Below are 22,883 nucleotides of genomic sequence, written 5' to 3' on the forward strand. Positions count from 1 at the left end.
CATGACGTTTCGCTTCTCGACGCCCACCGCTCTCGAATACTTCGAATCGCTCGTCAAGAGCGACGAGCAGTTCCCGCTGCTGGAGGCGGCCGCCAGCCTGGCGCAGGACGAATACCCCGAACTCGACGTCCAGCAGGTGCTGGGCGATGTCGACCAGCTGCTCGCGCGCCTCAAGCGGCGCCTGCCGGCCGACGCGGCGCCGCTGCACCGGCTGCGCTCTCTCAACCAGTTCTTCTTCCATGACCTGAGCTTCGGCGGCAACGTCAACGACTACTACGACCCCGACAACAGCTACCTCAACGCGGTGCTGCGCACCCGCCGCGGCATCCCGATCTCGCTCGCGGTGCTCTGGATGGAGCTGGCGCAGGGGCTGGGCCTGCAGGCCCGCGGCGTCGGCTTTCCGGGCCATTTCATGCTCAAGGTCACGCTGCCGAAGGGGCAGGTGGTGATCGATCCCTTCACCGGCAAGTCGCTCTCGCGCGAAGAGCTCAGCGAGCGCCTCGAGCCCTACAAGCGCAGCAACGGCCTGGTCGGCGATTTCGACGTTCCGCTCGGCCTGTACCTGCAGCCGGCGACGCCGCGCGAAATCATCGGGCGCATGCTGCGCAACCTGAAGGAAATCCACCAGGCCCAGGAAGACTGGCAGCGTGCCATCGCGGTCCAGGACCGGCTGGTGGCGCTGCTGCCCGAAGCCTGGGGCGAGCACCGCGACCGCGGGCTGGCCCACGCCGAACAGGGCAATGCCGCGTTGGCGGTGCGCGACCTCGAGACCTACCTCGCGCATGCCGAGGACGCGCTCGACCTCGACGCGATCGCCGAGCGGGTGGCCGCGCTGCGCCGGGCGGAGTTCTGATGGAATCCGCCAAGGCGCCGCTGGCCGACCTTGGTACCCGGCACCAGTTCCACGGCGTCCAGCCGGTGCTGCCGGTGGCCGATGCGGCGCGCGCGGCGCGCTATTTCTGCGACGTGCTGGGCTTCGACCTGGACTTCATCGCCGGCGAGCCGCCGAGCTATGCGCGAGTCAAGAAGGGCGACCGAAGCTATGGCGACCCGGTCTACCTGCGCCTCTGGCAGTGCGGTCGGCGCGAGGCCAGCCCGTGGCGCGGCGAGATCGTGATCCATGTCGGGCAGGACATCGACGGCCTGCATGCGGCCTACGTGAAGCGCGGGGTCGACGTGGTCGAAGCGCCCACCTCCCAGCCCTGGGGCCTGCGCGAATTCGCCATCCGGGAGCCCGACGGGCACATCCTCCGCTTCTGCGGCTATCTGTAGCTCGCCCCAGGTTGGGCTCACTGCGTGTAGCCCGCCCACCCCCTACCGGGGGCAACACCAGAGGCCCGGCAAAGCCGGTTCCTCGGTGTTTCCCGAACACGGCCGGGCTGCGCCGGCCGCATTCAGGTTGGCGTCGAGGGTGAGCCTGGAAGTCCGAACTGGCGCCAGGCGCGGCGCAGTTGCGTGTCGGACCCGAAGCCCGACATTTCTGCCGCCTGCGTGACGTTGGCGCCCGAATGCAGCGCCAGCTGCGCCGTGGCCAGCCGTAGCCGGCGCAGGTAGGCCAGCGGCGCGACGCCGGCGTGCTCGACGAACAGCCGCGTCAGGTGGCGCGGCGAGGTGTGGGCGACCTCGGCCATGCGCGGCACCGTCCAGTCGGTCTGCGGCGCCTCGCTGACCGCATCATCCTGGACCCGGTGCAGCGCCGCATGGAGGTGGTTGCGATAGGCCAGGAAGGGCGAGAGCTCGGGGTCCTGCGGGCCGCGCCGGATCGCCACCACCATGGTCTGGGCCACCCGGGCCGCCAGTGTCTCGCCGCAGGTCTGGCCGATGCGGTGCAGCATCAGGTCGATGCCGGTGGTGACGCCGGCGCTGCTGTAGAGCGGCGCATCGAGCACGAAGACGCGGTTGGCGACCACGTCGCACTTCGGTTCGACCTGCTTCAGTTCGTCCAGGTGGTGGTGGTGCGTGGTCGCGCGCCGGCCCGCGAGCAGGCCGGCGTGGGCCGCGAGCAGCGTGCCGGCGCAAACCGTGACGAGTTCGAGCCGGCCGGGTTCGAGCCGCAGGCCGCGCAGCCAGTGCAGCAGGGCCCGCGCCGGCGGGTTGTCGACCGCGATGGCCTCGCCCGGCAGTCCGACCAGCACCACCCAGGTTGGCATGCGCCAGTCCGACGGCAGCGGCTGCAGGCCGGCCAGCCGGACGCCGACCGAGCTGGCGGATTCGGGCTCCGGGCTCGCGAACACCAGTTCGAAACGGGGCGGCAGCCCGGCGGCGGTCCGAAGCTGGTTGGCGATGCGCAGCGCTTCCGCCGGGCCAGCCCAGTCGAGCACCAGGCTGTGGGGCAGCAGCGCGAAGACGACGCGAATCAGGGTGGGGTTCGGGTCCACGCGAAGTCCATCTGCCGTGCGGTGCGCAGCGCCAGCGGCTCGCCGGCCAGCCGTGCCACCAGGTGCAGGCTCATGTCGATGCCGGCCGTGATGCCGGCCGAGGTGACGATGCGGCCCTGGTCGACCCAGCGCACGCCTTCGCGGACGTCCAGAGCCGGAAAGCGGCGGCGCAGGTCGTCGATGTCTTCCCAATGGGTGGTCACGGATTCCCCGGCTTGCAGCACGCCGCTGGCGGCCAGCAGGAAGGCGCCGGTGCAGACCGAGGCCGTGATGCGGGCCTCCAGGCTGGCGCGGGCGATCCAGTCGCGGGTCGCCCCGCAGGCCATCGCGGCATCGACCACCCCGCCCGGGACGATCAGCACGTCGGCCGCGAGCGGGTCGTCGAAGCTGCGGTCCGGCAGCACCTGGAGGCCGGCCCGCATGCGCACCGGCGCCCTGGTGCGGGCGACGCACTGCACCTCGAACGGCGGCGCCGTGCCGGCCGCGTCGCGCTGGTGCATGCGGGACGCGGTCGTGAAGACCTCGTAGGGACCCGCCAGGTCCAGGGCCTCGACGTCGTCGAAGGCGAGGATCGCGACCTGCAGCGTCCGGGCGCTCATGGCCTCGATTCCGCGAGCCGGGCCAGCGCTTCTTCGGCGCTGCACACCTTGGCGAAGCGGCCGTCGAGCACGGTGGCGGTGCGGGCCTGGATGTCCGCCGCCGTCAGCGGCCGGCCGTCGGGCTGCACCATGTCGAAGGTCAGCGTCGCCTCGGTCACGTAGTCGACCTGCCAGCCCAGGTCGGAGGCATGGCGCGTGGTGGTCTCGCAGCATTGCTCGGTGCGGATGCCGCTGACCACCAGCCGCTCGATGCGGTTCTGGGTCAGCCAGACGTCGAGTCCGGTGCCGACCAGCGCGCTGTGGCGGCGCTTGGTGAAGGTGGCGGCGGCCTCGAAGGGCGCGAGCCCTTCGAGCGGGCGCACATGGCCCGATTCGATCGCGAAGGCGTTGCTGGCGACGGCCGGCCCGTCGCTGTGGAAGACCCGGACGATCGGTGCACCGGCGGCGGCGAAGCCCTGGATCAGCGCGTTCTGCGCCGCCAGGTAGGCCGGCAGGCCGCGCGCGTCGAAATAAGGGCGGTGGCGGAACGACTCCTGCGCGTCGATCACTATCAGACAGCTGGTCATGGGGGCATCTCCGGAAACGAAAGTGGATGATGCACCCGATTTTTCAGGATATGCGGCTTGTCGTCCCGGCCGCGGCGGACCGGAATCGATCACTTTCGGACATCAGACCAGGCCCGCCGTCTTCAGTTCTTTCTTGAGGTAGGCGTAGAACAGGGGTGCCGCCACCAGCCCGGCCGGCCCGAACACCGCTTCGGCGACGAACATCACGGCCAGCAGCTCCCAGACCGACATCTGCGTGCGGCTGCCGACCACCTTGGCGTTGATCAGGTATTCGGCCTTGTGGATCAGGATCAGGAAGCCCAGGCAGACCAGCGCGGTGAGCGGCGACACCGACAGCCCGACCAGCGTGATGACCGTGTTGCAGATCAGGTTGCCCACGATCGGCACCAGGCCGGCGACGAAGGTGAGGGTGATCAGCGCCGGCGTGTAGGGGAGTTCCATCTGCCACAGCGGCAGCAGGAACAGCAGGAAGAGGGCGGTCAGGAAGGTGTTGAAGGCCGCGATCCAGAACTGTGCCGCGACGATCTGGCCGAAGGCCTCGCCGAACAGCACGATGCGCGCGCGCAGCTCGCGCGCCAGCGGCCGGCGCGAAGGTGGCTGGATGGCCACCGCGGCCAGCGAGCCGACGATCAGGCCGACATAGGCGAACAGCAGCCCGCCGAGCCAGGCGCGGCCGGTCAGCGCCAGCGAACCGGCCTGCCCGCGCAGGTAGTTGGCGATCATGCGCTGCACCTCGCCCGAGCCCTCCGGCAGGTAGGCGCCGATGTCCGGCGGCAGCTTGAGCCGCAGTTCGAGCACCGTGCGGGCGATGTAGTCGAGCAGTTCCTTGTACTGGTCGGGCGCGTTCAGCACGAACTCGCGGGCCTCGGAGAAGCCCAGGATCAGGAGGCCGATCGGCGCCAGCATCACCAGCGTCGCCGCCGTCACCCGCGGCAGCGCCGGTGCCGCGCTCCAGGCCGGGTCGTTGGCGCTGATCTTGCGCCGCCGGCGCAGCGCCAGATCGAAGGCCCGCGCCAGCCATCGCGTGCCGAGGAAGCCGATGCAGGCGGACAGCAAACCCGGCAGCAGCCCCTGCCACATGATCAGCAGCAGCCCCGCCGCCATCAGCAGGTAGCTCGCCGTGACGACGTAACGCGAAGGGGCAGCGGTGGGGTCGCTCACGCGGGCGGGGCGCTTCAGGCGACGACCACGGCGGCACCGGTGCCGCGCTCGGCGATCACGCCGATGGTGTGCACGGTCTCGCCGGCAGCCTGCAGCGTCGCGGCGCAGGCGGCGGCCTGGGCGGCCTCGATCACCACCACCATGCCGATGCCGTTGTTGAAGGTCCGGTTCATCTCGATGTCGTCGATGCCGGCCACCTTCTGCAGCCAAGCGAAGAGTTCGGTCTGCGGCCAGCTGCCCTTCCGGAGGTGGGCGGCCGTGCCTTCGGGCAGGACGCGCGGGATGTTCTCGAGCAGGCCGCCGCCGGTGATGTGGGCCAGCGCCTTGATCGGGTGCTTGCCCAGCGCCTCGAGCACCGGCTTGACGTAGAGATGCGTGGGTTCCATCACGGCCTCGCGGAAGGGCTTGCCGTCGAGCGTGGCGGGCAGGTCGGCGCCGGCGCGCTCGATCACCTTGCGCACCAGGCTGAAGCCGTTGGAATGGACGCCGGCCGAGGCCAGGCCGAGCACCACGTCGCCGGGCTTGACGTCCTTGCCCGTGAGGATGAGCGACTTCTCGACCGCGCCGACCGCGAAGCCGGCCAGGTCGTATTCGCCGGCCGGGTACATGCCGGGCATTTCGGCGGTTTCGCCGCCGATCAGCGCGCAGCCGCTCAGTTCGCAGCCGCGGGCGATGCCGCCGACCACCGCCGCGGCGGTGTCGACGTCGAGCTTGCCGCAGGCGAAGTAGTCGAGGAAGAACAGCGGCTCGGCGCCCTGCACCAGCACGTCGTTGACGCTCATGGCCACCAGGTCGATGCCGACGGTGTCGTGCATGTTCCATTCGAAGGCCAGCTTGAGCTTGGTGCCGACGCCGTCGGTGCCGCTCACCAGCACCGGTTCCTTGTAGCGCTTGGGCACTTCGAACAGGGCCCCGAAGCCGCCGATGCCGGCCAGCACGCCCTCGCGCATCGTCTTTTTCGCCAGCGGCTTGATGCGGTCGACCAGCGCGTCGCCGGCATCGATGTCGACGCCGGCGTCCTTGTAGCTAAGCGGGGTGGTGGAGTTGGAGTTCATGGTCGGGCCGGGCAGAAGAAGGGAGGGCGGAAGGAGGAGGACAATGAGGGCCGGCAACCGATCTGGGCGGGCCGATAGAATTCGCCACGATTTTAAGGGCGCCGGTCGACCCGGCCCCCGCTTGCCACTTCGTGTCCTGCGCCAATCCCTCATGAACCCTTCCTTCGCGTCGTCCGCGCCCTTCCAGCCGCCCCCGGCGGCCCTGGCATGAAGCAGCTCGCGCTCGATATCGGCATCGCCACCGGTCCGACCCTGGCGGGCTTCTTCGCCGGTCCGAACGAGCCGGCCCTGCGCCACCTGCAGCTGTGGGTCGGCGACGCGCGCGCGCCCACCCTTCATTCGCCGGTGCCGACCTACCTCTGGGGCGAAGGCGCCAGCGGCAAGACGCACCTGCTGGAGGCGGTCCGTGGCGCGCTGCGCGAGCAGGGCGCCAGCGTCGGCTGGCTCGACCCCGCGGCCGTCAACCCGCCCGAGTTCGACGAACGCTGGGGCGCGGTGCTGCTCGACGACGTCCATCTCTACACCGCGGTGCAGCAGCACGCGGCCTTCAACTGGTTCATCAACGCCCAGAGCCTGCAGCGAGGCGTGGTCGCCGCCGGCGCCCTGCCGCCGGCCGACCTGCCGCTGCGCGAGGACCTGCGCACCCGGCTGGGCTGGGGCCATGTGTTCCACTTGCAGGTGTTGAGCGAAGCCGAGCGGCGCGCTGTGCTGCGCCAGGCGGCCGACGACCGCGGCGTTGCGCTGTCCGACGAAGTCCTCGACTACATGCTGCACCGCTTCAGCCGCGACCTCGGCAGCCTTATGGAGTTGCTCGCGCAGCTCGACGGCTATGCCTTGCAGACCCAGCGCGGGATCACCATCCCGCTGATCCGGTCGATGCTCGAAAACGAATAGGGCTCAACCCCTCTCTCCAATGATCAAGAAATTCATCGACAAACTCCTCGGCAAATCCGGCGCTCCCGGTTCCGGCGGCAAGGCCCGCTTCGGCAAGCGCCAGGAGGTGGACGCCTCGGTCCACGGCATCGACCCGGCGCTGGTCGACGAGCGCGCCAGGAACGTGGTGACCACCTTGCAGCAGGCCGGCTACGAGGCCTACGTGGTCGGCGGCGCGGTGCGCGACCTGCTGCTGGGGCTGCGTCCCAAGGATTTCGACGTCGCCACCAACGCGACGCCGGAGCAGGTCAAGGGCCTGTTCCGCCGCGCCTTCATCATCGGCCGGCGCTTTCGCATCGTGCACGTGGTGTACGGCCGCGGACGCGAGCACGAGGTGATCGAGGTGTCGACCTTCCGCGCCTACATGGACAACGCCGGCGCCGAGCAGGTGGCCGGCAACGAGCGCACCAGCAAGGGCGAGCTGGCGGGCATGAAGCACGCCGTGGACGCCAGCGGGCGGGTGCTGCGCGACAACGTCTGGGGCCCGCAGGAAGAAGACGCCGCACGCCGCGACTTCACGGTCAACGCGATGTACTACGACCCGGCGAGCCAGATCGTGGTCGACTATCACAACGGCATCAAGGACGCGAAGAAGCTCACGCTGCGCATGATCGGCGACCCGATCACGCGCTACCGCGAGGACCCGGTGCGCATCATCCGCGCCATCCGCTTCTCGGCCAAGCTGGCGCAGCTGGGCTTCAAGCTCGAGCCCAAGACCGCGGCGCCGCTGGTCGAATCGAGCCGGCTTCTGGCCGACGTGCCGCAAAGCCGGCTGTTCGACGAGATGCTCAAGCTGCTGCAGACCGGTCACGCGGTCGCGACGGTGGCGCAGCTGCGCAAGCTCGGCCTCGCGACCGGCATTTATCCGCTGCTCGACGTCGTGGTCGAGCGCGCCGACACGCCCTTCGTCCAGGCCGCGCTGCAGGACACCGACCGCCGGGTCGGCGAGGGCAAGCCGGTGGCGCCGAGCTTCCTGCTGGCCTGCGTGCTGTGGGCCGACGTGCGCGACGGCTGGGCCCAGCGGCTCGAAGGCCGGCACGGCCAGCGCCCGCAGGCGCCGTTCCCGGCCTTGCAGGACGCGATCGACGATGTCTTCAATGCCCGCATCGGCGATGTGTCGGGCCGCGGCAAGCTGGCCGCCGACATGCGCGAGATCTGGATGATGCAGCCGCGCTTCGACAAGCGCAGCGGCAGCACGCCGCACAGCCTGGTCGAGCAGGCGCGCTTCCGTGCCGCTTTCGACTTCATGCGCCTGCGCGCCGACGTCGGCGAAGTCGGCGAGGCGATCGCCGAGTGGTGGCAGGAGTTCAGCACCGCCGACGACCTGCGCCGCCAGGACCTGATGGACCAGGTGCGCGACGAACAGCACAAGAAGACCCGCCAGCGGGTGCCCGCGCGCACGCCGGCCCCGGCGTCCGCCGAGCGCCGCGCCAGCGGCCCGGACGAGGGCGAGCGCGCGGACGCCGAGACTGCGCCGCGCCCCGACGGCGAGGCCTCGGATGCGCCGCGCAAGCGCCGCCGCCGGCGCAAGCCGCGCAGCGGCGGTGCCGGCGAGGCCGGCGGCGTGGCGGCGGCCGAGTGAATGGACAGTAGGGCCTTCGTCGCGATCGGCGCCAATCTCGGCGACGCACGCGCCACGGTGCTCCGGGCCATGGACGACCTGGACCGGCTGCCGCGCACCCGCGTCAGCGCCCGCTCGTCGCTCTATCGGAGCGCACCGGTGGATGCGGGAGGCCCCGACTTCGTCAACGCGGTGGTGGCGCTCCAGACCGGGCTCGATCCGCACGCGCTGCTGGCCGAGCTGCATCGCCTCGAAGCCGGCGCCGGCCGCGAGCGGCCCTATCGCAACGCCCCCCGCACCCTCGATCTCGACCTGCTGCGCCATGGCGACGCGGTGCTCGAAACCCCGCAGCTCAGCCTGCCGCATCCGCGGCTGGCCGAGCGCGCCTTCGTCCTGCTGCCATTGGCGGAAATCGCCCCGGAGCAGGTCACGTCCCAGCAACTCGCACAGGTGGCGGACCAGCGGATCGAGCGGCTCTGAGAGCCGTTTCGGGCCCGCCCATTACACTTGCGCGGTTTTTCACGATGGCGTCACAGGCATGTGCCTGCGACGACCCATGAACCCAGGAGAGCGCCATGTTCGGCAAGCTGCTGCCCCGCGAGGGGAATTTTTTCGAGATGTTCAATCAGCACGCCGACCGCATCGTCGAAGCCGCGCGCGCGTTCGAGCAGCTCGTGGCCAACTACAACGACCTGCACCTTCGGGAGCAGTACAACCGCGATGTCGACAACGCCGAGCGGGCCGCCGATCGCGTGACCCATGACGTCAACCGGCTGATCCACAAGACCTTCATCACGCCGATCGACCGCGAGCAGATCCACAAGCTGATCAACACCATGGACGACGTCGCCGACCTGATCCAGGACTCGGCCGAGACCATGGCGCTCTACGACGTGCGCCACATGACCGAGGAGATCACGCGCCTCACCACGCTGAGCGTGAAGTGCTGCGAGCGGGTCAAGGACGCGGTCAAGTTCCTCTCGAAGATCACCGACCCGGCCACGGCCGAGGCGACGCTGAAGACCTGCGAGGAGATCGACCGGCTCGAATCCGATGCCGACCGCGTGATGCGCAGCGCCATGAGCAAGCTGTTCCGCGAGGAGCCCGACGTGCGCGAGGTGATCAAGCTCAAGGCGATCTACGAGCTGCTCGAAACCATCACCGACAAGTGCGAGGACGTCGCCAACGTCATCGAGGGCATCGTCCTCGAGAACTCCTGAAGCAACGGATCTTTCGAATGGCAACGGTTCAGGTCGCCCTCTGGGTGGTGGTGGGATTGGTCGTACTGGCCATCGCCTTCGATTTCATGAACGGCTTCCACGACGCGGCGAACTCGATCGCCACCGTGGTCTCGACCGGGGTGCTCAAGCCCGGCCAGGCCGTGGTGTTCGCGGCCTTCTTCAACCTGGTGGCGATCTTCGTCTTCCACCTGAGCGTGGCGGCGACGATCGGCAAGGGCATCGTGCAGCCGGGCATCGTCGACGTGCACGTGGTGTTCGGCGCACTGGTGGGCGCCATCAGCTGGAACCTGGTCACCTGGTACTACGGCATTCCGAGCAGTTCCTCGCATGCGCTGATCGGCGGCATCGTGGGCGCGGTGATCGCCAAGGCCGGCTCGAGCTCGCTGATCGCGGCCGGCATCTGGAAGACCGTGGCCTTCATCTTCGTCTCGCCGCTGCTCGGGTTCCTGCTCGGCTCGTTCATGATGATCCTGGTGGCCTGGGTGTTCCGGCGCTCGACGCCGTCGCGCGTGGACCGGTGGTTCCGCACGCTGCAGCTGATCTCGGCCGGCGCCTACAGCCTCGGGCATGGCGGCAACGATGCCCAGAAGACCATCGGCATCATCTGGATGCTGCTGATCGCCACCGGCTACGCGGCCGCCGATGCGGCGCTGCCGCCGACCTGGACCATCGTCGTGTGCTATGCCGCGATCTCGCTCGGCACCATGTTCGGCGGCTGGCGCATCGTCAAGACGATGGGCCAGAAGATCACCAAGCTCAAGCCGGTCGGCGGCTTCTGCGCCGAGACCGGGGGGGCGCTGACCTTGTTCCTGGCGACCGCGCTGGGCATCCCGGTGTCGACCACCCACACCATCACCGGCGCGATCGTCGGCGTCGGCTCGGTGCAGCGCGCCAGCGCGGTGCGCTGGGGTGTGGCCGGCAACATCGTCTGGGCCTGGGTGCTGACGATCCCGGCCTCGGCTTTCGTGGCGGCGATTGCTTACTGGATCGGGATCCAGGTTTTTTGAGAGATTTTTGGGGGCCGTTCGGGGTGTTTCATCCGGGGGCCTGCAGGGGTGCGTACCGAGGGCACCGGGTGGCCCCCTCCGCGAATGTCCCCCGCCTTCGGCTCCTCCTTTATTTCGCTGCGGGGGCCACCCGGTCCCCTCGGCACGGGTAGCGCCGCGGGGTGCTGGCCGAGGATGAACCACCGACTTGACGGCTCGCGCCGATGGTGTGCTCTGCGCAGCGAAATAAAGGAGGAGCCCGAAGGGCGGGGGACATTCGCGGAGCAGAGCACACCGTCGGCGTGAGCCCGCCCCTTGCCTGAGCTACTGCGACATCTTCCGCCCGGCTTCGATCTCGTGCTCGAAGTAGCGCTGGAAGCTGAAGGCGATGCTGGCCATCAGGATCGTGCTGCCGAAGAACAGTGCCAGCACCACGGCGCCGATGGTCAGCCAGCTGGTGTTGCCGGCCGTGGCGTCGCCGGTGCGGCCGGCGTTGTAGCGTGCATTCCACTTCTCGGGCGTCATGAGCCCGTACACGATGGCGGTCAGGGCGCAGCCCGCGATCGTGAAGCCCAGCAGCGGAAGCAAGGCCCAGCTCAGGCCGTCGTCGCTGCCATAGAGGCGCACCCGCTCGAGGCCGTAGAGGCCGAGTGCGGTCGGGATCGGCAGCAGCCAGCCGAGCGTGCTCGAAAAGCCGCGCAGATAGAAGCAATGCAGGCCCAGCGGCCCGCCGAGGAAGGCCAGCCATGCGGCCACGGTCTTGTTTTTCATTCGGGGCGGGTGGTGCTGCCTTCGCCCAGCACCTTCTCCATCAGCACCACGTCGCGCCACTCGCCGAACTTCCAGCCGCAGTCCTTCAGCACACCGACGTGGCTGAAGCCCTGGCCGCGGTGCACGCCGATCGAGCCGGCGTTGGCCGAGTCCCCGATCACCGCGATCAGCTTGCGCACGCCCACCGCTTCGGCGGCCTGGGACAGCGCCGCCAGCAGTTGGGCGCCGAGGCCCTGGCCGCGGGCGCCATCGGCCAGGTAGATCGAATCTTCGGCCGAGAAGCGGTAGGCCGGGCGCGGCTTGAACCAGTTGCAGTAGGCGAAGCCGAGCAGTTCGCCGTCGCGTTCGGCCACCAGGTAGGGCAGGTTCTTCGACAGCACATCGGCGCGGCGCGCGGCCATGTCGGCGGCGGTCGGCGGGTCGGTCTCGAAGGTGCCGGTGCCGTGCAGCACGTGGTGGGCGTAAATGGCGGTGATGGCAGCGACGTCTTCGTCGCGGCTGGGTCGGATCTGTGTCATTCGGGGGACTCGGCGCGGCCGAGAATTGGAGAATCGGGAGAGCGGGCTATAATCATGGGCTTTTCAGCGTGTCGCTGGCCGGGTGGCCATGTCGCGTGTCTCGACGCTGAAAGAACACTGTGGGCGAACCTTGCGGGTTTGCTGCACCACCCCAAGGATAAATCATGGTCGTCATTCGACTCTCCCGCGGCGGTTCCAAAGGCCGTCCGTTCTTCAACATCGTCGTGTCGGACAAGCGCGTTCGCCGCGATGGCCGTTTCATCGAGCGCCTGGGTTTCTACAACCCGACCGCCAAGGAAAACGAGGAAAGCATCCGCATCGCCCAGGACCGCCTGACCTACTGGAAGAGCGTCGGCGCGCAAGCCTCGCCCACGGTCACCCGCCTGATCAAGCAAGCCGCTGCCGCGGCTCCCAAGGCAGCAGCCTAAGCTGTAGCTGACTGAGGCGATGCTGCCATCACTCGAAGCCGCCGAATTGCCGGCGGATGCGATCGAAGTAGGGCGCATCGCCGATGCCTGGGGCATCAAGGGCTGGTTCAAGGTCCTGCCCCACAGCGCCGAACCCGAGGCGCTGTTCTCTTCCAAGCGATGGTTGCTCCAGCCCCCGGGCGCCGCGGGCAGCCAGGCGTTCAAGCTCGCGATCCGCGAAGCCAAGGAACATTCCGACGTCATCGTCGCCTCGTCCGAGGACGTGCCCGACCGCAATGCGGCCGAGGCACTGCGCGGCGCGCGCGTGTTCGTGCCGCGCTCGAGCTTCCCGACCGCCGGCGACGACGAGTACTACTGGGTCGACCTGATCGGCCTGGCGGTGGTCAACCGCGAAGGCGTGGCGCTCGGCAAGGTGCGCGAGCTGCTGGCCACCGGCCCGCAGACCACGCTGGTGCTCGATGCGATCGAGGACGGCAAGCCGGTCGAGCGCATGGTGCCCTTCGTCTCGGCCTTCGTCGACAAGGTCGACCTGGCAGGTCGGCTGATCACGGTCGACTGGCAGCCCGACTACTGAGCCGTCCGGGCCCGGCACCGGTGCCGCCATGCGCTTCGACGTCATCACTCTCTTCCCCGAGCTGTTCGCGCCTTTTCTCGCGAGCGGCGTGACGCGCCGCGCCTACGAATCGAAGCAGGTCGAGGTGGTGCTGTGGAATCCGCGCGACTTCGCCGAGGGCAACTACCGGCGCGTCGACGACCGGCCCTTCGGCGGCGGCCCTGGCATGGTCATGATGGCCGAGCCGCTGTCGGCCTGCCTCGACGCCGCACTGGCCGCCCGCGGCGCCGCGGCGCCGGTGCTGCTGTTCTCGCCGATCGGCGAGACCTTGCGCCACCAGGCGGTCGAGCAATGGGCGGCCGGCGAGGGCGCGGTGCTGGTCTGCGGCCGCTACGAGGGCATCGACCAGCGCTTCATCGACGCCCGCGTCACGCACCAGCTGAGCCTGGGCGACTTCGTTCTCTCCGGCGGCGAGATCCCGGCCATGGCCCTGCTCGATGCGGTCGCGCGGCTGCAGCCGGGCGTGCTCGGCGACCAGGCCAGCCACGTGCAGGACAGCTTCAATCCGGCGCTCGACGGCCTGCTCGACTGCCCTCACTACACCCGCCCCGAGCAATGGCGGGGCGAGGGCGTGCCGGCGCCGCTGATGTCGGGACACCACGTCCAGATCGAGCGCTGGCGCCGCGACCAGCGGCTCGCCATCACCCGCGACAAGCGTCCCGATCTGATCGACGCGGCCAGGGTCGCCGGACGCCTCAGCGCGATCGACGAGAAGATGCTCAAAAAAAAGCTATAATCTCGGGTTCCCCGATCCTCTGGCCGGCCGCGCCGGGTTCAGTGAAGCGACCCAAGGGTCACTCCAACGAACCCACAGCGCCTTTTGTGTAGCGCGGACAAGATCGAATCCAGGACAACATGAACCTCATCCAGACCCTCGAGCAGGAAGAAATCGCCCGGCTCAACAAGCAGATTCCCGATTTCATGCCCGGTGACACGGTCATCGTCAGCGTGAACGTCGTCGAAGGCTCGCGCAAGCGCCTGCAAGCCTACGAAGGCGTCGTGATCGCCAAGCGCAACCGCGGCCTCAACAGCGGCTTCATCGTGCGCAAGATCTCCAGCGGCGAAGGCGTGGAACGCACCTTCCAGACCTACAGCCCGCTGATCGCCAAGATCGAAGTCAAGCGCCGCGGCGACGTCCGCCGCGCCAAGCTGTACTACCTGCGCGAGCGCAGCGGCCGTTCGGCACGTATCAAGGAAAAGCTGCCGGGCAAGGCCCCGTCCGTTGCGGCCGCTCAGTAAGCAGAGAGCGCCCTTGCCGTGCAGAAAGCCGCCGTCCGAGGCGGCTTTTTGCATTGGCGCCGCGTGCGGGCGGGCGGTTCGTGATTTAGTTGTGTGCCCTGGGTCGTCGCGCCGGGGCCTTTTGCGTTTTATTTGTAGAGATCTATTTTTTTGACCACCTCACCGCCGGCCATGCGCGCCTCTCCCGTCGAAGTCATCAACGCCGTCGTCCCGACGGCCTTGCAGTCCTTCGATCCGCGCGAGGTGCCACCGATCGGTGTCGACAGCGGCCTGCCCGCTGTCGATCCGGCGCAGCTCGGGGCCCGGGCCTTGCGCGCGCGCTTCGCCACGCCGCCGGCCTGGACGCCCGAGGTGCGGCGCGAGCCGCGCATGTTCGACCGCGCGCCGGCGCAGGCCGCGGTGCTGGTGCCGATCGTGATGCGGGAGCAGCCGACGGTGCTGCTGACCGAGCGCAGCTCGCACCTCAAGAATCACTCGGGGCAGGTCGCCTTCCCCGGCGGTCGGGTCGACCCCGAGGACGCCAACATCGCCGCCGCTGCGCTGCGCGAGGCCTGGGAGGAAGTCGGCCTGTCGGCGGACTACATCGAGATTCTCGGCAGCCTCCCGACCTACACCACGGTCACCTCGTTCATCGTCACGCCGGTGGTGGCCCTGGTGCGTCCGGGCTTCGAACTGAACCTCAATCCCTACGAGGTCGAAGAGGCCTTCGAGGTGCCGTTCGCCTTCCTGATGGATCCCGCCAACCATCGCCGCCATGCCATGGTCGGCGCGGACGCGACCGCGCGCGAGTGGCTGTCGATGCCCTACCAGGATGGCCCGCACGAGCGCTTCGTCTGGGGCGCGACCGCCGGCATGCTGCGCAACCTCTACCGCTTCCTCAGCGCTTGACGGCGGACGCGGGGGCGTCCGAACCAGCCCTGGGCAGTCGCTATCATCGAGCAATGAGCTTCTTTGCGATCCTCTGCGCATTGCTGATCGAGCAGGTGCGCCCGCTGGCGTACCACAACCCCGTCTACGGCGGCGTGCTGGCGTGGACGCGCTGGACCAGCCGCAATTTCGATGCCGGCAAGCCGCACCACGGCTGGGTCGCGTGGTCGCTCGCGGTGGGCGTGCCGACCTTGCTGGCGCTGGCGGTCCACTGGGCGCTGATCCTTACGCTGGGGCTGCCGTTCGCGGTCCTGTGGAGCATCGCGCTGCTCTATGTCACGCTGGGCTTTCGCCAGTTCAGCCACCATTTCACCGGCATCCGCGATGCCCTCGACGAAGGCGACGAGCCGCTGGCCCGGTCGCTGCTGGCCCACTGGCAGCAGGTCGATGCGGCCAACCTGCCGCGCAGCGAGATCGTGCGCCATGTGATCGAGCACTCGGTGATCGCGGCGCATCGGCACGTGTTCGGCGTGCTGGCGTGGTTCTCGATCCTTGCGGCGATCGGGCTCGGTCCGGCCGGCGCGGTCTTCTATCGGATGAGCGAGTTCGTCTCGCGCTACTGGGCCCACAAGAACGGCGCCTCGATGCAGCCGTCCAGCATCTGGGTCCAGCAGGCCGCGGCGCGCGCCTGGGGCGTCATCGACTGGTTGCCGGCGCGGATCACGGCGCTGGGCTTCGCGGTGGTCGGCAGCTTCGAGGAGGCGATCGACTGCTGGCGCAACGACGCCCGCCGCTTCCCGAACGGCAACGACGGCGTGATCCTCGCGGCCACCTCCGGCGCAGTCAACGTGAGCCTCGGCGGCGGCACGCTGAGCACGGTGCCGGTCAACGATCCGCTGTCGCGCGCCCAAGCCGGGGAATCGTTCGCCGGGGGCGCCTTGCCCGATGGCGGCAGCACGCCCGGGCGCGAGCCCGAGCCCGGCCACCTGCGCAGCGTCGTCGGCCTGGTCTGGCGTTCGGTCGTGATGTGGATGGTGCTGCTGGCGCTGCTGACGCTCGCCCGCCTGCTCGGATGACGCCGACGTTCTGGAGCCCGCGCATCGCGGCACTCGAGCCCTACGTGCCGGGCGAACAGCCGCGCATCGCCAACCTGGTCAAGCTCAACACCAACGAGAACCCCTATCCGCCATCGCCGCGCACGATCGATGCGATCCAGCGCGCCGCCGAAGAGGGGCTGGAGCGCTACCCGGACCCTGAATCGACCGTGCTGCGCGAGGCGATCGCCGCTCGCCACGGGCTCGACATCCGGCAGGTGTTCGTCGGCAACGGCTCGGACGAAGTGCTGGCCCATGCCTTCTTCGCCTTCTTCCAGCAGGACGCGCCGCTGCTGCTGCCCGACATCACCTACAGCTTCTACCGCGTCTACGCGCAGCTCTACGGCATCGATTGCGCGCTGCAGCCGGTCGACGAAGCCCTGCGCATCGACGCCGACGCGCTGGCCGCGCGTGCCAAGGCGGGCTGCGGCGGCATCGTGGTCGCCAACCCGAACGCACCGACCGGCAGGGGATTGCCGCTGGCGCAGATCGAGACGCTGCTGTCGGCCTGCCCGGAGCGCGTGGTGCTGGTCGACGAGGCCTACGTCGATTTCGGCGGCCAGAGCGCGCTGCCGTTGATCGCCCGGCATCCCAACCTGCTGGTGGTGCAGACGCTGTCGAAGTCGCGCTCGCTGGCCGGCTTGCGGGTCGGCTTCGCCTGCGGGCAGGCGCCGCTGATCGATGGGCTGCAGCGGGTCAAGAACAGCTTCAATTCGTACCCGATCGACCGCCTCGCCAGCGCCGGCGCCGTGGCCGCGCTCGAGGACGAGGCCTGGTTCGCGAAGACCCGCGATGCGGTGGTCGACACCCGCGAGGGCCTGGCGCTGGAGCTCGAGGACCTGGGCTTCGAGGTGCTGCCTTCGCAAGCCAACTTTCTTTTCGTGCGCCATCCCGAGCACGACGCGGCGGCATTGGCCGCGGCGCTGCGCGCCCGCGCGGTGCTGGTGCGCCATTTCGCCCAGCCGCGCATCGCGCAGTACCTGCGCATCAGCGTCGGCAGCAGGGAGCAGTGCAGTGCGCTGGTTGGCGCGCTGGGCGAGATCCTGAGCGATCCCGCAACGTCTCAATAGCGGGTCTGGCTCAGCTCGGCGAACAGCTCGCCGTAGATGCGGTAGCGCGAGGCGCTGATCGTCCCGGCCTGCGTCGCCGACTCGACCTGCGCGATGACGCCGCAGCCCGGCTCGTGGAGGTGGCTGCAGTTGTAGAACTTGCAGGCCGTGGCTTCCTGGGCGATGTCGGGCATCAGGTGCGCCAGCTGCATCGGCTCGATATGGTGCAGCCCGAATTCCTGGAAGCCCGGCGAGTCGATCAGCGCGGTCGAGCGCTCGGCGTCGACCCAGTACCAGGTGGTGCTGGTGGTGGTGTGCTTGCCCGAATTCAGCGCTTGGGAGATTTCGCCGGTCAGCGCGCTGGCGCCGGGCACCAGCAGGTTGATCAGCGTGCTTTTGCCCGCGCCCGAGGGGCCCAGCACCAGGGTCACCTTGCCCGCCAGCAGCTCGGTCAGTTCGCCATGGCCGGCGCCGCCGTCGGCCCTGAGCGACATCGGCAGCACGCGATAGCCCATGCGGCGGTAGGGCTCCAGCCGCTTCGAGGCGCGCTCGAAGGGCACGGCCAGGTCGCTCTTGTTCAGCGCGATGACCGGTGTGATGCGCTCGGCGCCGGCTGCGATCAGGGCGCGGGTCAGCTGGGTTTCCGAGAACTCGGGCTCGGCCGCGATCAGGATCAGCACCTGGTCGAGGTTGGCCGCGAAGGACTTGGTGCGGATCTCGTCCTGGCGATAGAACAGGTTCTTGCGCGGCAGCACGCGCTCGATCGTGCCCTCGTCCTCGCTGGCCTGCCATTGCACGCGGTCGCCGACCAGGGCCTGGCTTTTCTTGCCGCGCGGATGGCAGATCAGGCGCGTGCCGTCGGGGGTCTCGACCATGCAATGGCGGCCATGGCTGGCGACCACCAAGCCGTCGTGGAGGGCAGCGCCGGTATTGCCGCCGCGCTGCTGCTTAGCCAAGGGTGCTTTCCATGCCGAGATCAGGCGAGCAGGGCATCGGCCTGCGCCGCGCACTCGAAGTCGGTCGCCGAGAGGCCGCCGACGTCGTGCGTGTTGAAGCGCACCACACAGCGGTTGTAATGCACCGAGAGGTCGGGATGGTGGTCGTGCCGGTGCGCCACCAGCGCCAGCGCGTTGACGAAGGCGATGGTCTCGAAGTAGTTGGCGAAGGAGAAGCTCTTCTCGATCGCGACGTCCTTGCCGTCGCCGGTGAGCTTCCAGCCCTCGAGCCGCGCCAGTGCGGCGACGATCTCGGTGGCGCTCAGCGCGCGGCGCGCCTGGGTCTTCCAGTCCTTGGTTTTCAGCATGCTGCTCATGGTCGGCTTTCGGTTCAGGCAGCGGCCATGCGCGCGAGGCGCTCGGAAGCCGGCGGATGCGAGTAATAGAACTTCACGAACAGCGGGTCGGGCGTCAAGGTGGACGCGTTGTCCTGGTAGAGCTTGAGCAGGGCCGCCGACAGGTCGGCGCCGCTGGTCTGTGCGATGGCATAGGCGTCGGCTTCGAACTCGTGCTTGCGTGACACCAGCACCGGCAGCGGCGCCACGAAGAAGCCGAACACCGGCATCGCGAGCATGAACAGCAGGATCGCCAGCGCGTCGTTGGGCGCCATCAGGTTGGGCTGCACGCCCAGGCCGGTGTAGAACCAGCTGTGGGCCGACAGCCAGCCGAGCAAGGCGAAGCCGGCCAGGCTCAGGGCGAACATCGCGACCATGCGCTTCATCACGTGCTTGTGGCGGAAGTGCCCCAGTTCGTGCGCCAGCACGGCCTCGACCTCGCCGGCACTGAGCTGGCGCAGCAGCGTGTCGTAGAAGACCACCCGCTTGCTGGCGCCGAAGCCGGTGAAGTAGGCATTGGCGTGGGCGCTGCGGGTGCTGCCGTCCATCACGAACAGGCCCTTGGCCGCGAAGCCGCAGCGCTGCATCAGTGCGTTGACGCGCTCCTTCAAGGCGAGGTCGTCGAGCGGCTTGAACTTGTTGAAGATCGGCGCGATGAAGGTCGGATAGACCAGCATCAGCAGCAGGTTGAAGCCCATCCACGCGGCCCAGGCCCACAGCCACCATAGCTTGCCGGCGGCGCCCATGAGCCAGAGGATCAGCGCCGTGATCGGCAGGCCGATCAGCGCCCCGAGCAGCACGCCCTTGACCGCGTCCGTGAGCCACAGGCGCCAGGTCATCTTGTTGAATCCGAAGCGCTCCTCGAGCCTGAAGGTCTGCCACAGCGTGAAGGGCAGTTCGGCCAGGCCGCCGATCAGCGCGAAGGCGGCCAGCAGTGCCAGCTGCTGCCACATGCCTCCGCCCAGGAGGTCGAGCAGCAGGCGGTTCAGCAGGTCGAGCCCGCCGAACAGGGTCCAGGCCAGCAGCACGGCCGCGCCCCAGGCCAGTTCGAGCAGGCCGAAGCGGGTCTTGGCGACCGTGTAGTCGGCGGCCTTCTGGTGGGCGTCGAGCGTGATGGCTTGCCGGAAGGCGGCGGGCACCGCACCGCGGTGGCGAGCGACGTGTCGCACCTGGCGGCTGGCGAGCCAGAACTTCACGACCAGGCCCGCGACCAGCGCGAGCGCGAAGGCCATCGTGAGGATGAGGGAGGCGGGCAGGGGGGTGGGCATGGCGGTCGAGTTTAGCCCCCCGCCTGCCGGGCCTCCAGCCGGGTGGGCCGGTCGGCCTGCTGGCAACAGGGGCGTCCGGCGCGCGGGCGGCGCCGGGGCATCGACGACAATCGCCCGATGCCCGAAACCACCGAACCGACCGCCCCCGCCACACTCAAGAAGAGCGACCAGAACCTCGTCTGGCTCGATTGCGAGATGAGCGGCCTGGACCCCGAGAAAGAGCGCCTGCTGGAAATCGCGGTGGTCGTCACCGGACCCGACCTGACGCCGCGGATCGAGGGGCCGGTGCTGGTGATCCACCAGAGCGACGAGTTGCTCGACGCCATGGACGCCTGGAACAAGGGCACGCACGGCCGCAGCGGGCTGATCGACAAGGTCAAGGCCTCGACGCTGGACGAGGCGGCGGCCGAAAAAGAGCTGATGCATTTCATCTCGCGCTACATCCCCAAGAGCGGCTCGCCGATGTGCGGCAACACGATCGGCCAGGACCGGCGCTTCCTGGTCAAGTACATGCCCAAGCTGGAGGCCTATTTCCACTACCGCAACCTCGACGTCAGCACGCTGAAGGAGCTGGCCAAGCGCTGGAAGCCCGCGGCCTACAACGGCTTCAAGAAGCAGCAGGCCCATACGGCGCTGGCCGATGTGCACGAGTCGATCGACGAACTGGCGCACTACCGGGAGACTTTTCTGAGGCTTGTGGACTAAGGATTAGGTGAAAACCCGAGTTCATGCGATAATTGCGGGCTTCGCTGAAAGAGCTTTCAGCGTTTTCTTGCATCTCCCTATCTTGCACATCGCGCCCGAGCCACTGAGTGACTGAGTCATTCGAGTGACTGAATCACGGGCCGCAGCCCCGACGAGAGTCGACGGCTGAACGTCGTTGGATGGTTGATGTTTTTCACCACCCGACGGGGCGCCGCCTACGGCAGCGCTCGCGTTTGAGATTGAATAAATGACCGACGCTTTTGAAGCGCAGGGCGAGTTCGCGCCTGTGCAATCCGATGATTTCGCTGTTTCCCCCGTGGTCAGCGAGTCGCTTTCCGTTGCCGCCGAAGTGCCCGAGCTCGAGGCGCTCGACGCAGTCGAGACCGCCGCCGAACCCAAGCTGCCGAATGGCTTCGTCAAGCTGGGCCTGGCGCCCGAGCTGATCGCCGCGGTCGAAGACCTGGGCTTCACCCAGCCGACCACCGTGCAGGAGCAGGTGATCCCGCGCGCCATGACCGCCAGCGGCGGTGCCGACGGCGCCACCCGCTTCGTCGACCTGATGGTCTCGAGCCAGACCGGCAGCGGCAAGACCGCGGCCTTCCTGCTGCCGGTGCTGCACACGCTGCTGCAGCGGCAGGCCGAAGCCGAAGCCGCCAGCAAGGCCGAGTTCCAGCGCCTGGCCGCCGAAGCCGCCGCACGCGGCGAAGCACCGCCCAAGAAGCCGAAGCGCAAGGACCCGACCAACTCGCGTCACTTCAAGGCCGCCACGCCCGGCGCCCTGATCCTCTGCCCGACGCGCGAACTCGCCCAGCAGGTGGCACATGACGCCATCGACCTGGTCAAGCATTGCCGCGGCCTGCGCATCGCCAACGTGGTGGGCGGCATGCCCTACCAGTTGCAGATCGCCAAGCTGCAGAACGCCGACCTCGTGGTCGCCACGCCCGGCCGCCTGCTCGACCTGCAGCGCTCGATGCAGATCAAGCTCGACCAGGTCAAGTTCCTGGTGGTCGACGAAGCCGACCGCATGCTCGACCTCGGCTTCTCGGACGACCTGGCCGAAGTCAACCAGCTGACCATCGAACGCCAGCAGACCATGATGTTCAGCGCCACCTTCGCGCCGCGCATCCAGCAGCTGGCCCAGCGCGTGATGCGCGAGCCGCAGCGGGTCACCATCGACAGCCCGCAGGAAAAGCACGCCAACATCAAGCAGAGCCTGTTCTGGGCCGACAACATGCAGCACAAGCGCAAGCTGCTCGACCACTGGCTGCGCGACACGACCATCAACCAGGCGATCGTCTTCGCCAGCACGCAAGTCGAATGCGACGGCCTCGCCAACGACCTGCAGCAAGACGGCTTCAGCGCCGTGGCGCTGCACGGTGCCCTGAGCCAGGGCCTGCGCAACCGCCGCCTGATGGCGCTGCGCCAGGGCCAGGTGCAGATCCTGGTGGCGACCGACGTGGCCGCGCGCGGCATCGACGTGCCGACCATCACGCACGTCTTCAACTACGGCCTGCCGATGAAGGCCGAGGACTACACCCACCGCATCGGCCGCACCGGCCGTGCCGGCCGCGACGGCCTGGCGATCACCTTCGCCGAGCAGCGTGACCGCCGCCGGATCTTCGACATCGAGGGCTACACGCGCCAGCAGTTCAAGTCCGAAGTCATCCCCGGCCTCGAGCCGCAGCAGCGTGCGCCGCAATCGCGTGCGCCGCAGGGCGACTTCCGCGGCCGCGACAGCCGTGACAGCCATTCGCGCGACCGCAAGTTCGGCGGCGGCGGTGGTGGCCATCGCGGCGGCAATGGCGGTGGTTTCGGTGGCGGCGGCAGCAACTATGCCGGTGCCAGCGGCTTCAACGACCGCAATGCACGCGGCCCGGGCGCCGGTGCGCCGCGCGGCTTCCAGAATGCGGGCAATGCCGGTTTCGGCGGTGGCCGCGATGAAGGCGGCGGCGGCTACGGCCGCAAGCCGGGCTGGGGCGACAGCGCTCCGCGCGGCGGGGGCTTCGGTGGTGGCGGCGCCGGTCGCGGCGAGGGCTTCGCGCCGCGCGGCCATGCCGGCGGCGGTGGCGGCAAGGTGTTCGTGCCGCGCGATGCGCAGAAGCCGCGCGGGTTCAAGCCGACGCGTTGAGGTCGGTGCCGAGCGGCGCTGGTTGCCGCTCGCTGCCATGAAAGAAGCCCGCCTGTGTGCGGGCTTTTTTGTTTTTCATCTGATCAGTTGAGGACAGAGCAAAAACTGCTGCGCAGTTTGTTGGTCTGTCCCGCAAGGTCTCAGGACTGTCCCGCAAGGTCTCAGGTAACCGGCGCCGGGTTGAACAACACCAGCGCGTTGTGCAGCTTCCACTGCTCCGCCCAGGTCTTCCTGCGGCCGCTGGCCACATCGAGCATCAGCTTGAACAGCTCCCAGCCCACCTCCTCGATGCTGGCCTCGCCGTCGGCGATGCGCCCGGCGTTGACGTCCATCAGGTCGTGCCAGCGGCGCGCCAGGTCGCTGCGCGTGGCGACCTTGATCACCGGCACCTCG

The 22,883-nt window shown here is 68.8% G+C and carries 26 protein-coding genes and 1 pseudogene; 16 read left to right on the forward strand and 11 right to left on the reverse strand.

Annotation, left to right across the window (positions count from 1 at the left end; translation table 11 throughout):
* Position 1: 1 nt before the first annotated feature.
* Both QTI17_RS28445 and QTI17_RS28450 read left to right on the forward strand, forming a co-directional pair.
* Positions 2–853, forward strand: a complete 852-nt coding sequence (locus tag QTI17_RS28445) for a SirB1 family protein (protein WP_286537007.1) — start codon at positions 2–4, stop codon at positions 851–853.
* On the forward strand, positions 853–1,272 hold the full coding sequence (locus tag QTI17_RS28450) for a bleomycin resistance protein (protein WP_286537008.1): 420 nt from the start codon (positions 853–855) through the stop codon (positions 1,270–1,272). The genes QTI17_RS28445 and QTI17_RS28450 overlap by 1 nt, the downstream gene beginning before the upstream one ends.
* A gap of 122 nt (positions 1,273–1,394) precedes the next feature.
* Here the strand turns inward: QTI17_RS28450 and QTI17_RS28455 are convergent, their stop codons facing one another.
* The 5 genes from QTI17_RS28455 to purM all read right to left on the reverse strand — a co-directional run bounded on the left by QTI17_RS28455 (position 1,395) and on the right by purM (position 5,759).
* Positions 1,395–2,378 carry a GlxA family transcriptional regulator gene (locus tag QTI17_RS28455; protein ID WP_286537009.1) on the reverse strand — a complete coding sequence of 328 codons (984 nt, stop codon included), beginning with the start codon at positions 2,376–2,378 and terminating at the stop codon, positions 1,395–1,397.
* The gene (locus QTI17_RS28460) at positions 2,357–2,977 is read right to left on the reverse strand and encodes a DJ-1/PfpI family protein (RefSeq protein ID WP_286537010.1); all 621 of its coding nucleotides are present in this window, start codon (positions 2,975–2,977) and stop codon (positions 2,357–2,359) included. Before QTI17_RS28460 ends, QTI17_RS28455 begins: the two co-directional genes overlap by 22 nt.
* Positions 2,974–3,543 carry an isochorismatase family protein gene (locus tag QTI17_RS28465; RefSeq protein WP_286537011.1) on the reverse strand — a complete coding sequence of 190 codons (570 nt, stop codon included), beginning with the start codon at positions 3,541–3,543 and terminating at the stop codon, positions 2,974–2,976. Before QTI17_RS28465 ends, QTI17_RS28460 begins: the two co-directional genes overlap by 4 nt.
* A 102-nt stretch (positions 3,544–3,645) precedes the next feature.
* Complete coding sequence (locus QTI17_RS28470; RefSeq protein ID WP_286537045.1) at positions 3,646–4,647, reverse strand: AI-2E family transporter; 1,002 nt, start codon at positions 4,645–4,647, stop codon at positions 3,646–3,648.
* A 71-nt stretch (positions 4,648–4,718) separates the two neighbouring features.
* Positions 4,719–5,759, reverse strand: a complete 1,041-nt coding sequence (gene purM / locus QTI17_RS28475; protein ID WP_286537012.1) for a phosphoribosylformylglycinamidine cyclo-ligase — start codon at positions 5,757–5,759, stop codon at positions 4,719–4,721.
* Positions 5,760–5,966: 207 nt separating this feature from the next.
* On the opposite strand from purM, the gene hda reads away from it, so the two are divergent.
* The 5 genes from hda (at position 5,967) to QTI17_RS28500 (ending at position 10,501) form a co-directional block, all read left to right on the forward strand.
* Entirely contained in the window at positions 5,967–6,653 is a 687-nt protein-coding gene (hda, locus tag QTI17_RS28480) for a DnaA regulatory inactivator Hda (RefSeq protein WP_286537013.1), read from the forward strand.
* Between the two features lie 19 nt (positions 6,654–6,672).
* A complete protein-coding gene (pcnB, locus tag QTI17_RS28485) occupies positions 6,673–8,274 on the forward strand; it encodes a polynucleotide adenylyltransferase PcnB (protein ID WP_286537015.1) in 1,602 nt (533 codons plus the stop codon).
* Complete coding sequence (gene folK, locus QTI17_RS28490) at positions 8,275–8,733, forward strand: 2-amino-4-hydroxy-6-hydroxymethyldihydropteridine diphosphokinase (protein WP_286537016.1); 459 nt, start codon at positions 8,275–8,277, stop codon at positions 8,731–8,733.
* 95 nt (positions 8,734–8,828) lie between these two features.
* Positions 8,829–9,473 (forward strand): DUF47 domain-containing protein, encoded by a 645-nt coding sequence (locus tag QTI17_RS28495; protein WP_286510057.1) that lies wholly within the window; start codon positions 8,829–8,831, stop codon positions 9,471–9,473.
* A 17-nt stretch (positions 9,474–9,490) separates the two neighbouring features.
* Positions 9,491–10,501 (forward strand): inorganic phosphate transporter, encoded by a 1,011-nt coding sequence (locus QTI17_RS28500; RefSeq protein ID WP_286537017.1) that lies wholly within the window; start codon positions 9,491–9,493, stop codon positions 10,499–10,501.
* Positions 10,502–10,804: 303 nt separating this feature from the next.
* Here the strand turns inward: QTI17_RS28500 and QTI17_RS28505 are convergent, their stop codons facing one another.
* Positions 10,805–11,251 carry a TM2 domain-containing protein gene (locus tag QTI17_RS28505; protein ID WP_286537018.1) on the reverse strand — a complete coding sequence of 149 codons (447 nt, stop codon included), beginning with the start codon at positions 11,249–11,251 and terminating at the stop codon, positions 10,805–10,807.
* On the reverse strand, positions 11,248–11,769 hold the full coding sequence (locus tag QTI17_RS28510) for a GNAT family N-acetyltransferase (protein WP_286537019.1): 522 nt from the start codon (positions 11,767–11,769) through the stop codon (positions 11,248–11,250). Before QTI17_RS28510 ends, QTI17_RS28505 begins: the two co-directional genes overlap by 4 nt.
* Positions 11,770–11,933: 164 nt before the next feature.
* Between QTI17_RS28510 and rpsP the strand changes: the two genes are divergently transcribed.
* The 7 genes from rpsP to hisC all read left to right on the forward strand — a co-directional run bounded on the left by rpsP (position 11,934) and on the right by hisC (position 17,080).
* The gene (gene rpsP, locus QTI17_RS28515) at positions 11,934–12,197 is read left to right on the forward strand and encodes a 30S ribosomal protein S16 (protein ID WP_028248676.1); all 264 of its coding nucleotides are present in this window, start codon (positions 11,934–11,936) and stop codon (positions 12,195–12,197) included.
* Positions 12,198–12,216: 19 nt separating this feature from the next.
* Positions 12,217–12,771, forward strand: coding sequence for a ribosome maturation factor RimM (rimM, locus tag QTI17_RS28520; RefSeq protein ID WP_286526785.1), 555 nt, complete (start codon positions 12,217–12,219; stop codon positions 12,769–12,771).
* A 28-nt stretch (positions 12,772–12,799) separates the two neighbouring features.
* On the forward strand, positions 12,800–13,546 hold the full coding sequence (trmD, locus tag QTI17_RS28525) for a tRNA (guanosine(37)-N1)-methyltransferase TrmD (RefSeq protein WP_286537021.1): 747 nt from the start codon (positions 12,800–12,802) through the stop codon (positions 13,544–13,546).
* Positions 13,547–13,665: 119 nt separating this feature from the next.
* Positions 13,666–14,049 (forward strand): 50S ribosomal protein L19, encoded by a 384-nt coding sequence (gene rplS / locus QTI17_RS28530; protein ID WP_286537022.1) that lies wholly within the window; start codon positions 13,666–13,668, stop codon positions 14,047–14,049.
* 171 nt (positions 14,050–14,220) lie between these two features.
* Entirely contained in the window at positions 14,221–14,937 is a 717-nt protein-coding gene (locus QTI17_RS28535; protein ID WP_286537023.1) for a CoA pyrophosphatase, read from the forward strand.
* Positions 14,938–14,990: 53 nt separating this feature from the next.
* Positions 14,991–15,992, forward strand: a complete 1,002-nt coding sequence (locus QTI17_RS28540) for a CobD/CbiB family protein (RefSeq protein WP_286526779.1) — start codon at positions 14,991–14,993, stop codon at positions 15,990–15,992.
* On the forward strand, positions 15,989–17,080 hold the full coding sequence (hisC, locus tag QTI17_RS28545) for a histidinol-phosphate transaminase (protein WP_286537024.1): 1,092 nt from the start codon (positions 15,989–15,991) through the stop codon (positions 17,078–17,080). The genes QTI17_RS28540 and hisC overlap by 4 nt, the downstream gene beginning before the upstream one ends.
* On the opposite strand, the gene rsgA is transcribed toward hisC, so the two are convergent.
* From rsgA to QTI17_RS28560, 3 genes are all read right to left on the reverse strand, one after another.
* Positions 17,074–17,934 carry a ribosome small subunit-dependent GTPase A gene (rsgA, locus tag QTI17_RS28550; RefSeq protein WP_286537047.1) on the reverse strand — a complete coding sequence of 287 codons (861 nt, stop codon included), beginning with the start codon at positions 17,932–17,934 and terminating at the stop codon, positions 17,074–17,076. The two genes, hisC and rsgA, sit on opposite strands and share 7 nt — an antisense overlap.
* A 101-nt stretch (positions 17,935–18,035) precedes the next feature.
* Entirely contained in the window at positions 18,036–18,371 is a 336-nt protein-coding gene (locus QTI17_RS28555) for a 4a-hydroxytetrahydrobiopterin dehydratase (RefSeq protein ID WP_286537025.1), read from the reverse strand.
* 14 nt (positions 18,372–18,385) lie between these two features.
* Positions 18,386–19,657 carry a M48 family metallopeptidase gene (locus tag QTI17_RS28560; RefSeq protein WP_286537027.1) on the reverse strand — a complete coding sequence of 424 codons (1,272 nt, stop codon included), beginning with the start codon at positions 19,655–19,657 and terminating at the stop codon, positions 18,386–18,388.
* Positions 19,658–19,774: 117 nt separating this feature from the next.
* Between QTI17_RS28560 and orn the strand changes: the two genes are divergently transcribed.
* Both orn and QTI17_RS28570 read left to right on the forward strand, forming a co-directional pair.
* Positions 19,775–20,362, forward strand: coding sequence for an oligoribonuclease (gene orn / locus QTI17_RS28565; protein WP_286537029.1), 588 nt, complete (start codon positions 19,775–19,777; stop codon positions 20,360–20,362).
* 247 nt (positions 20,363–20,609) lie between these two features.
* The gene (locus QTI17_RS28570; protein WP_286537031.1) at positions 20,610–22,490 is read left to right on the forward strand and encodes a DEAD/DEAH box helicase; all 1,881 of its coding nucleotides are present in this window, start codon (positions 20,610–20,612) and stop codon (positions 22,488–22,490) included.
* A 161-nt stretch (positions 22,491–22,651) separates the two neighbouring features.
* On the opposite strand, the pseudogene QTI17_RS28575 reads toward QTI17_RS28570, so the two are convergent.
* Positions 22,652–22,883, reverse strand: a pseudogene (locus tag QTI17_RS28575) (UxaA family hydrolase); the annotation flags it as partial.

This window comes from Variovorax sp. J31P179, assembly GCF_030316985.1.
In the GTDB taxonomy this organism is placed as follows: domain Bacteria; phylum Pseudomonadota; class Gammaproteobacteria; order Burkholderiales; family Burkholderiaceae_C; genus Variovorax; species Variovorax ginsengisoli_B.

Coding starts and splice junctions, on each gene's coding strand:
- QTI17_RS28445 (WP_286537007.1), top strand. CDS start 2: ATGACGTTTCGCTTCTCGACGCCCACCGCTCTCGAATACTTCGAATCG.
- QTI17_RS28450 (WP_286537008.1), top strand. CDS start 853: ATGGAATCCGCCAAGGCGCCGCTGGCCGACCTTGGTACCCGGCACCAG.
- QTI17_RS28460 (WP_286537010.1), bottom strand. CDS start 2,977: ATGAGCGCCCGGACGCTGCAGGTCGCGATCCTCGCCTTCGACGACGTC.
- QTI17_RS28465 (WP_286537011.1), bottom strand. CDS start 3,543: ATGACCAGCTGTCTGATAGTGATCGACGCGCAGGAGTCGTTCCGCCAC.
- QTI17_RS28470 (WP_286537045.1), bottom strand. CDS start 4,647: ATGGCGGCGGGGCTGCTGCTGATCATGTGGCAGGGGCTGCTGCCGGGT.
- purM (WP_286537012.1), bottom strand. CDS start 5,759: ATGAACTCCAACTCCACCACCCCGCTTAGCTACAAGGACGCCGGCGTC.
- hda (WP_286537013.1), top strand. CDS start 5,967: ATGAAGCAGCTCGCGCTCGATATCGGCATCGCCACCGGTCCGACCCTG.
- pcnB (WP_286537015.1), top strand. CDS start 6,673: ATGATCAAGAAATTCATCGACAAACTCCTCGGCAAATCCGGCGCTCCC.
- folK (WP_286537016.1), top strand. CDS start 8,275: ATGGACAGTAGGGCCTTCGTCGCGATCGGCGCCAATCTCGGCGACGCA.
- QTI17_RS28495 (WP_286510057.1), top strand. CDS start 8,829: ATGTTCGGCAAGCTGCTGCCCCGCGAGGGGAATTTTTTCGAGATGTTC.
- QTI17_RS28500 (WP_286537017.1), top strand. CDS start 9,491: ATGGCAACGGTTCAGGTCGCCCTCTGGGTGGTGGTGGGATTGGTCGTA.
- QTI17_RS28505 (WP_286537018.1), bottom strand. CDS start 11,251: ATGAAAAACAAGACCGTGGCCGCATGGCTGGCCTTCCTCGGCGGGCCG.
- QTI17_RS28510 (WP_286537019.1), bottom strand. CDS start 11,769: ATGACACAGATCCGACCCAGCCGCGACGAAGACGTCGCTGCCATCACC.
- rpsP (WP_028248676.1), top strand. CDS start 11,934: ATGGTCGTCATTCGACTCTCCCGCGGCGGTTCCAAAGGCCGTCCGTTC.
- rimM (WP_286526785.1), top strand. CDS start 12,217: ATGCTGCCATCACTCGAAGCCGCCGAATTGCCGGCGGATGCGATCGAA.
- trmD (WP_286537021.1), top strand. CDS start 12,800: ATGCGCTTCGACGTCATCACTCTCTTCCCCGAGCTGTTCGCGCCTTTT.
- rplS (WP_286537022.1), top strand. CDS start 13,666: ATGAACCTCATCCAGACCCTCGAGCAGGAAGAAATCGCCCGGCTCAAC.
- QTI17_RS28535 (WP_286537023.1), top strand. CDS start 14,221: ATGCGCGCCTCTCCCGTCGAAGTCATCAACGCCGTCGTCCCGACGGCC.
- QTI17_RS28540 (WP_286526779.1), top strand. CDS start 14,991: ATGAGCTTCTTTGCGATCCTCTGCGCATTGCTGATCGAGCAGGTGCGC.
- hisC (WP_286537024.1), top strand. CDS start 15,989: ATGACGCCGACGTTCTGGAGCCCGCGCATCGCGGCACTCGAGCCCTAC.
- rsgA (WP_286537047.1), bottom strand. CDS start 17,934: ATGGTCGAGACCCCCGACGGCACGCGCCTGATCTGCCATCCGCGCGGC.
- QTI17_RS28555 (WP_286537025.1), bottom strand. CDS start 18,371: ATGAGCAGCATGCTGAAAACCAAGGACTGGAAGACCCAGGCGCGCCGC.
- QTI17_RS28560 (WP_286537027.1), bottom strand. CDS start 19,657: ATGCCCACCCCCCTGCCCGCCTCCCTCATCCTCACGATGGCCTTCGCG.
- orn (WP_286537029.1), top strand. CDS start 19,775: ATGCCCGAAACCACCGAACCGACCGCCCCCGCCACACTCAAGAAGAGC.
- QTI17_RS28570 (WP_286537031.1), top strand. CDS start 20,610: ATGACCGACGCTTTTGAAGCGCAGGGCGAGTTCGCGCCTGTGCAATCC.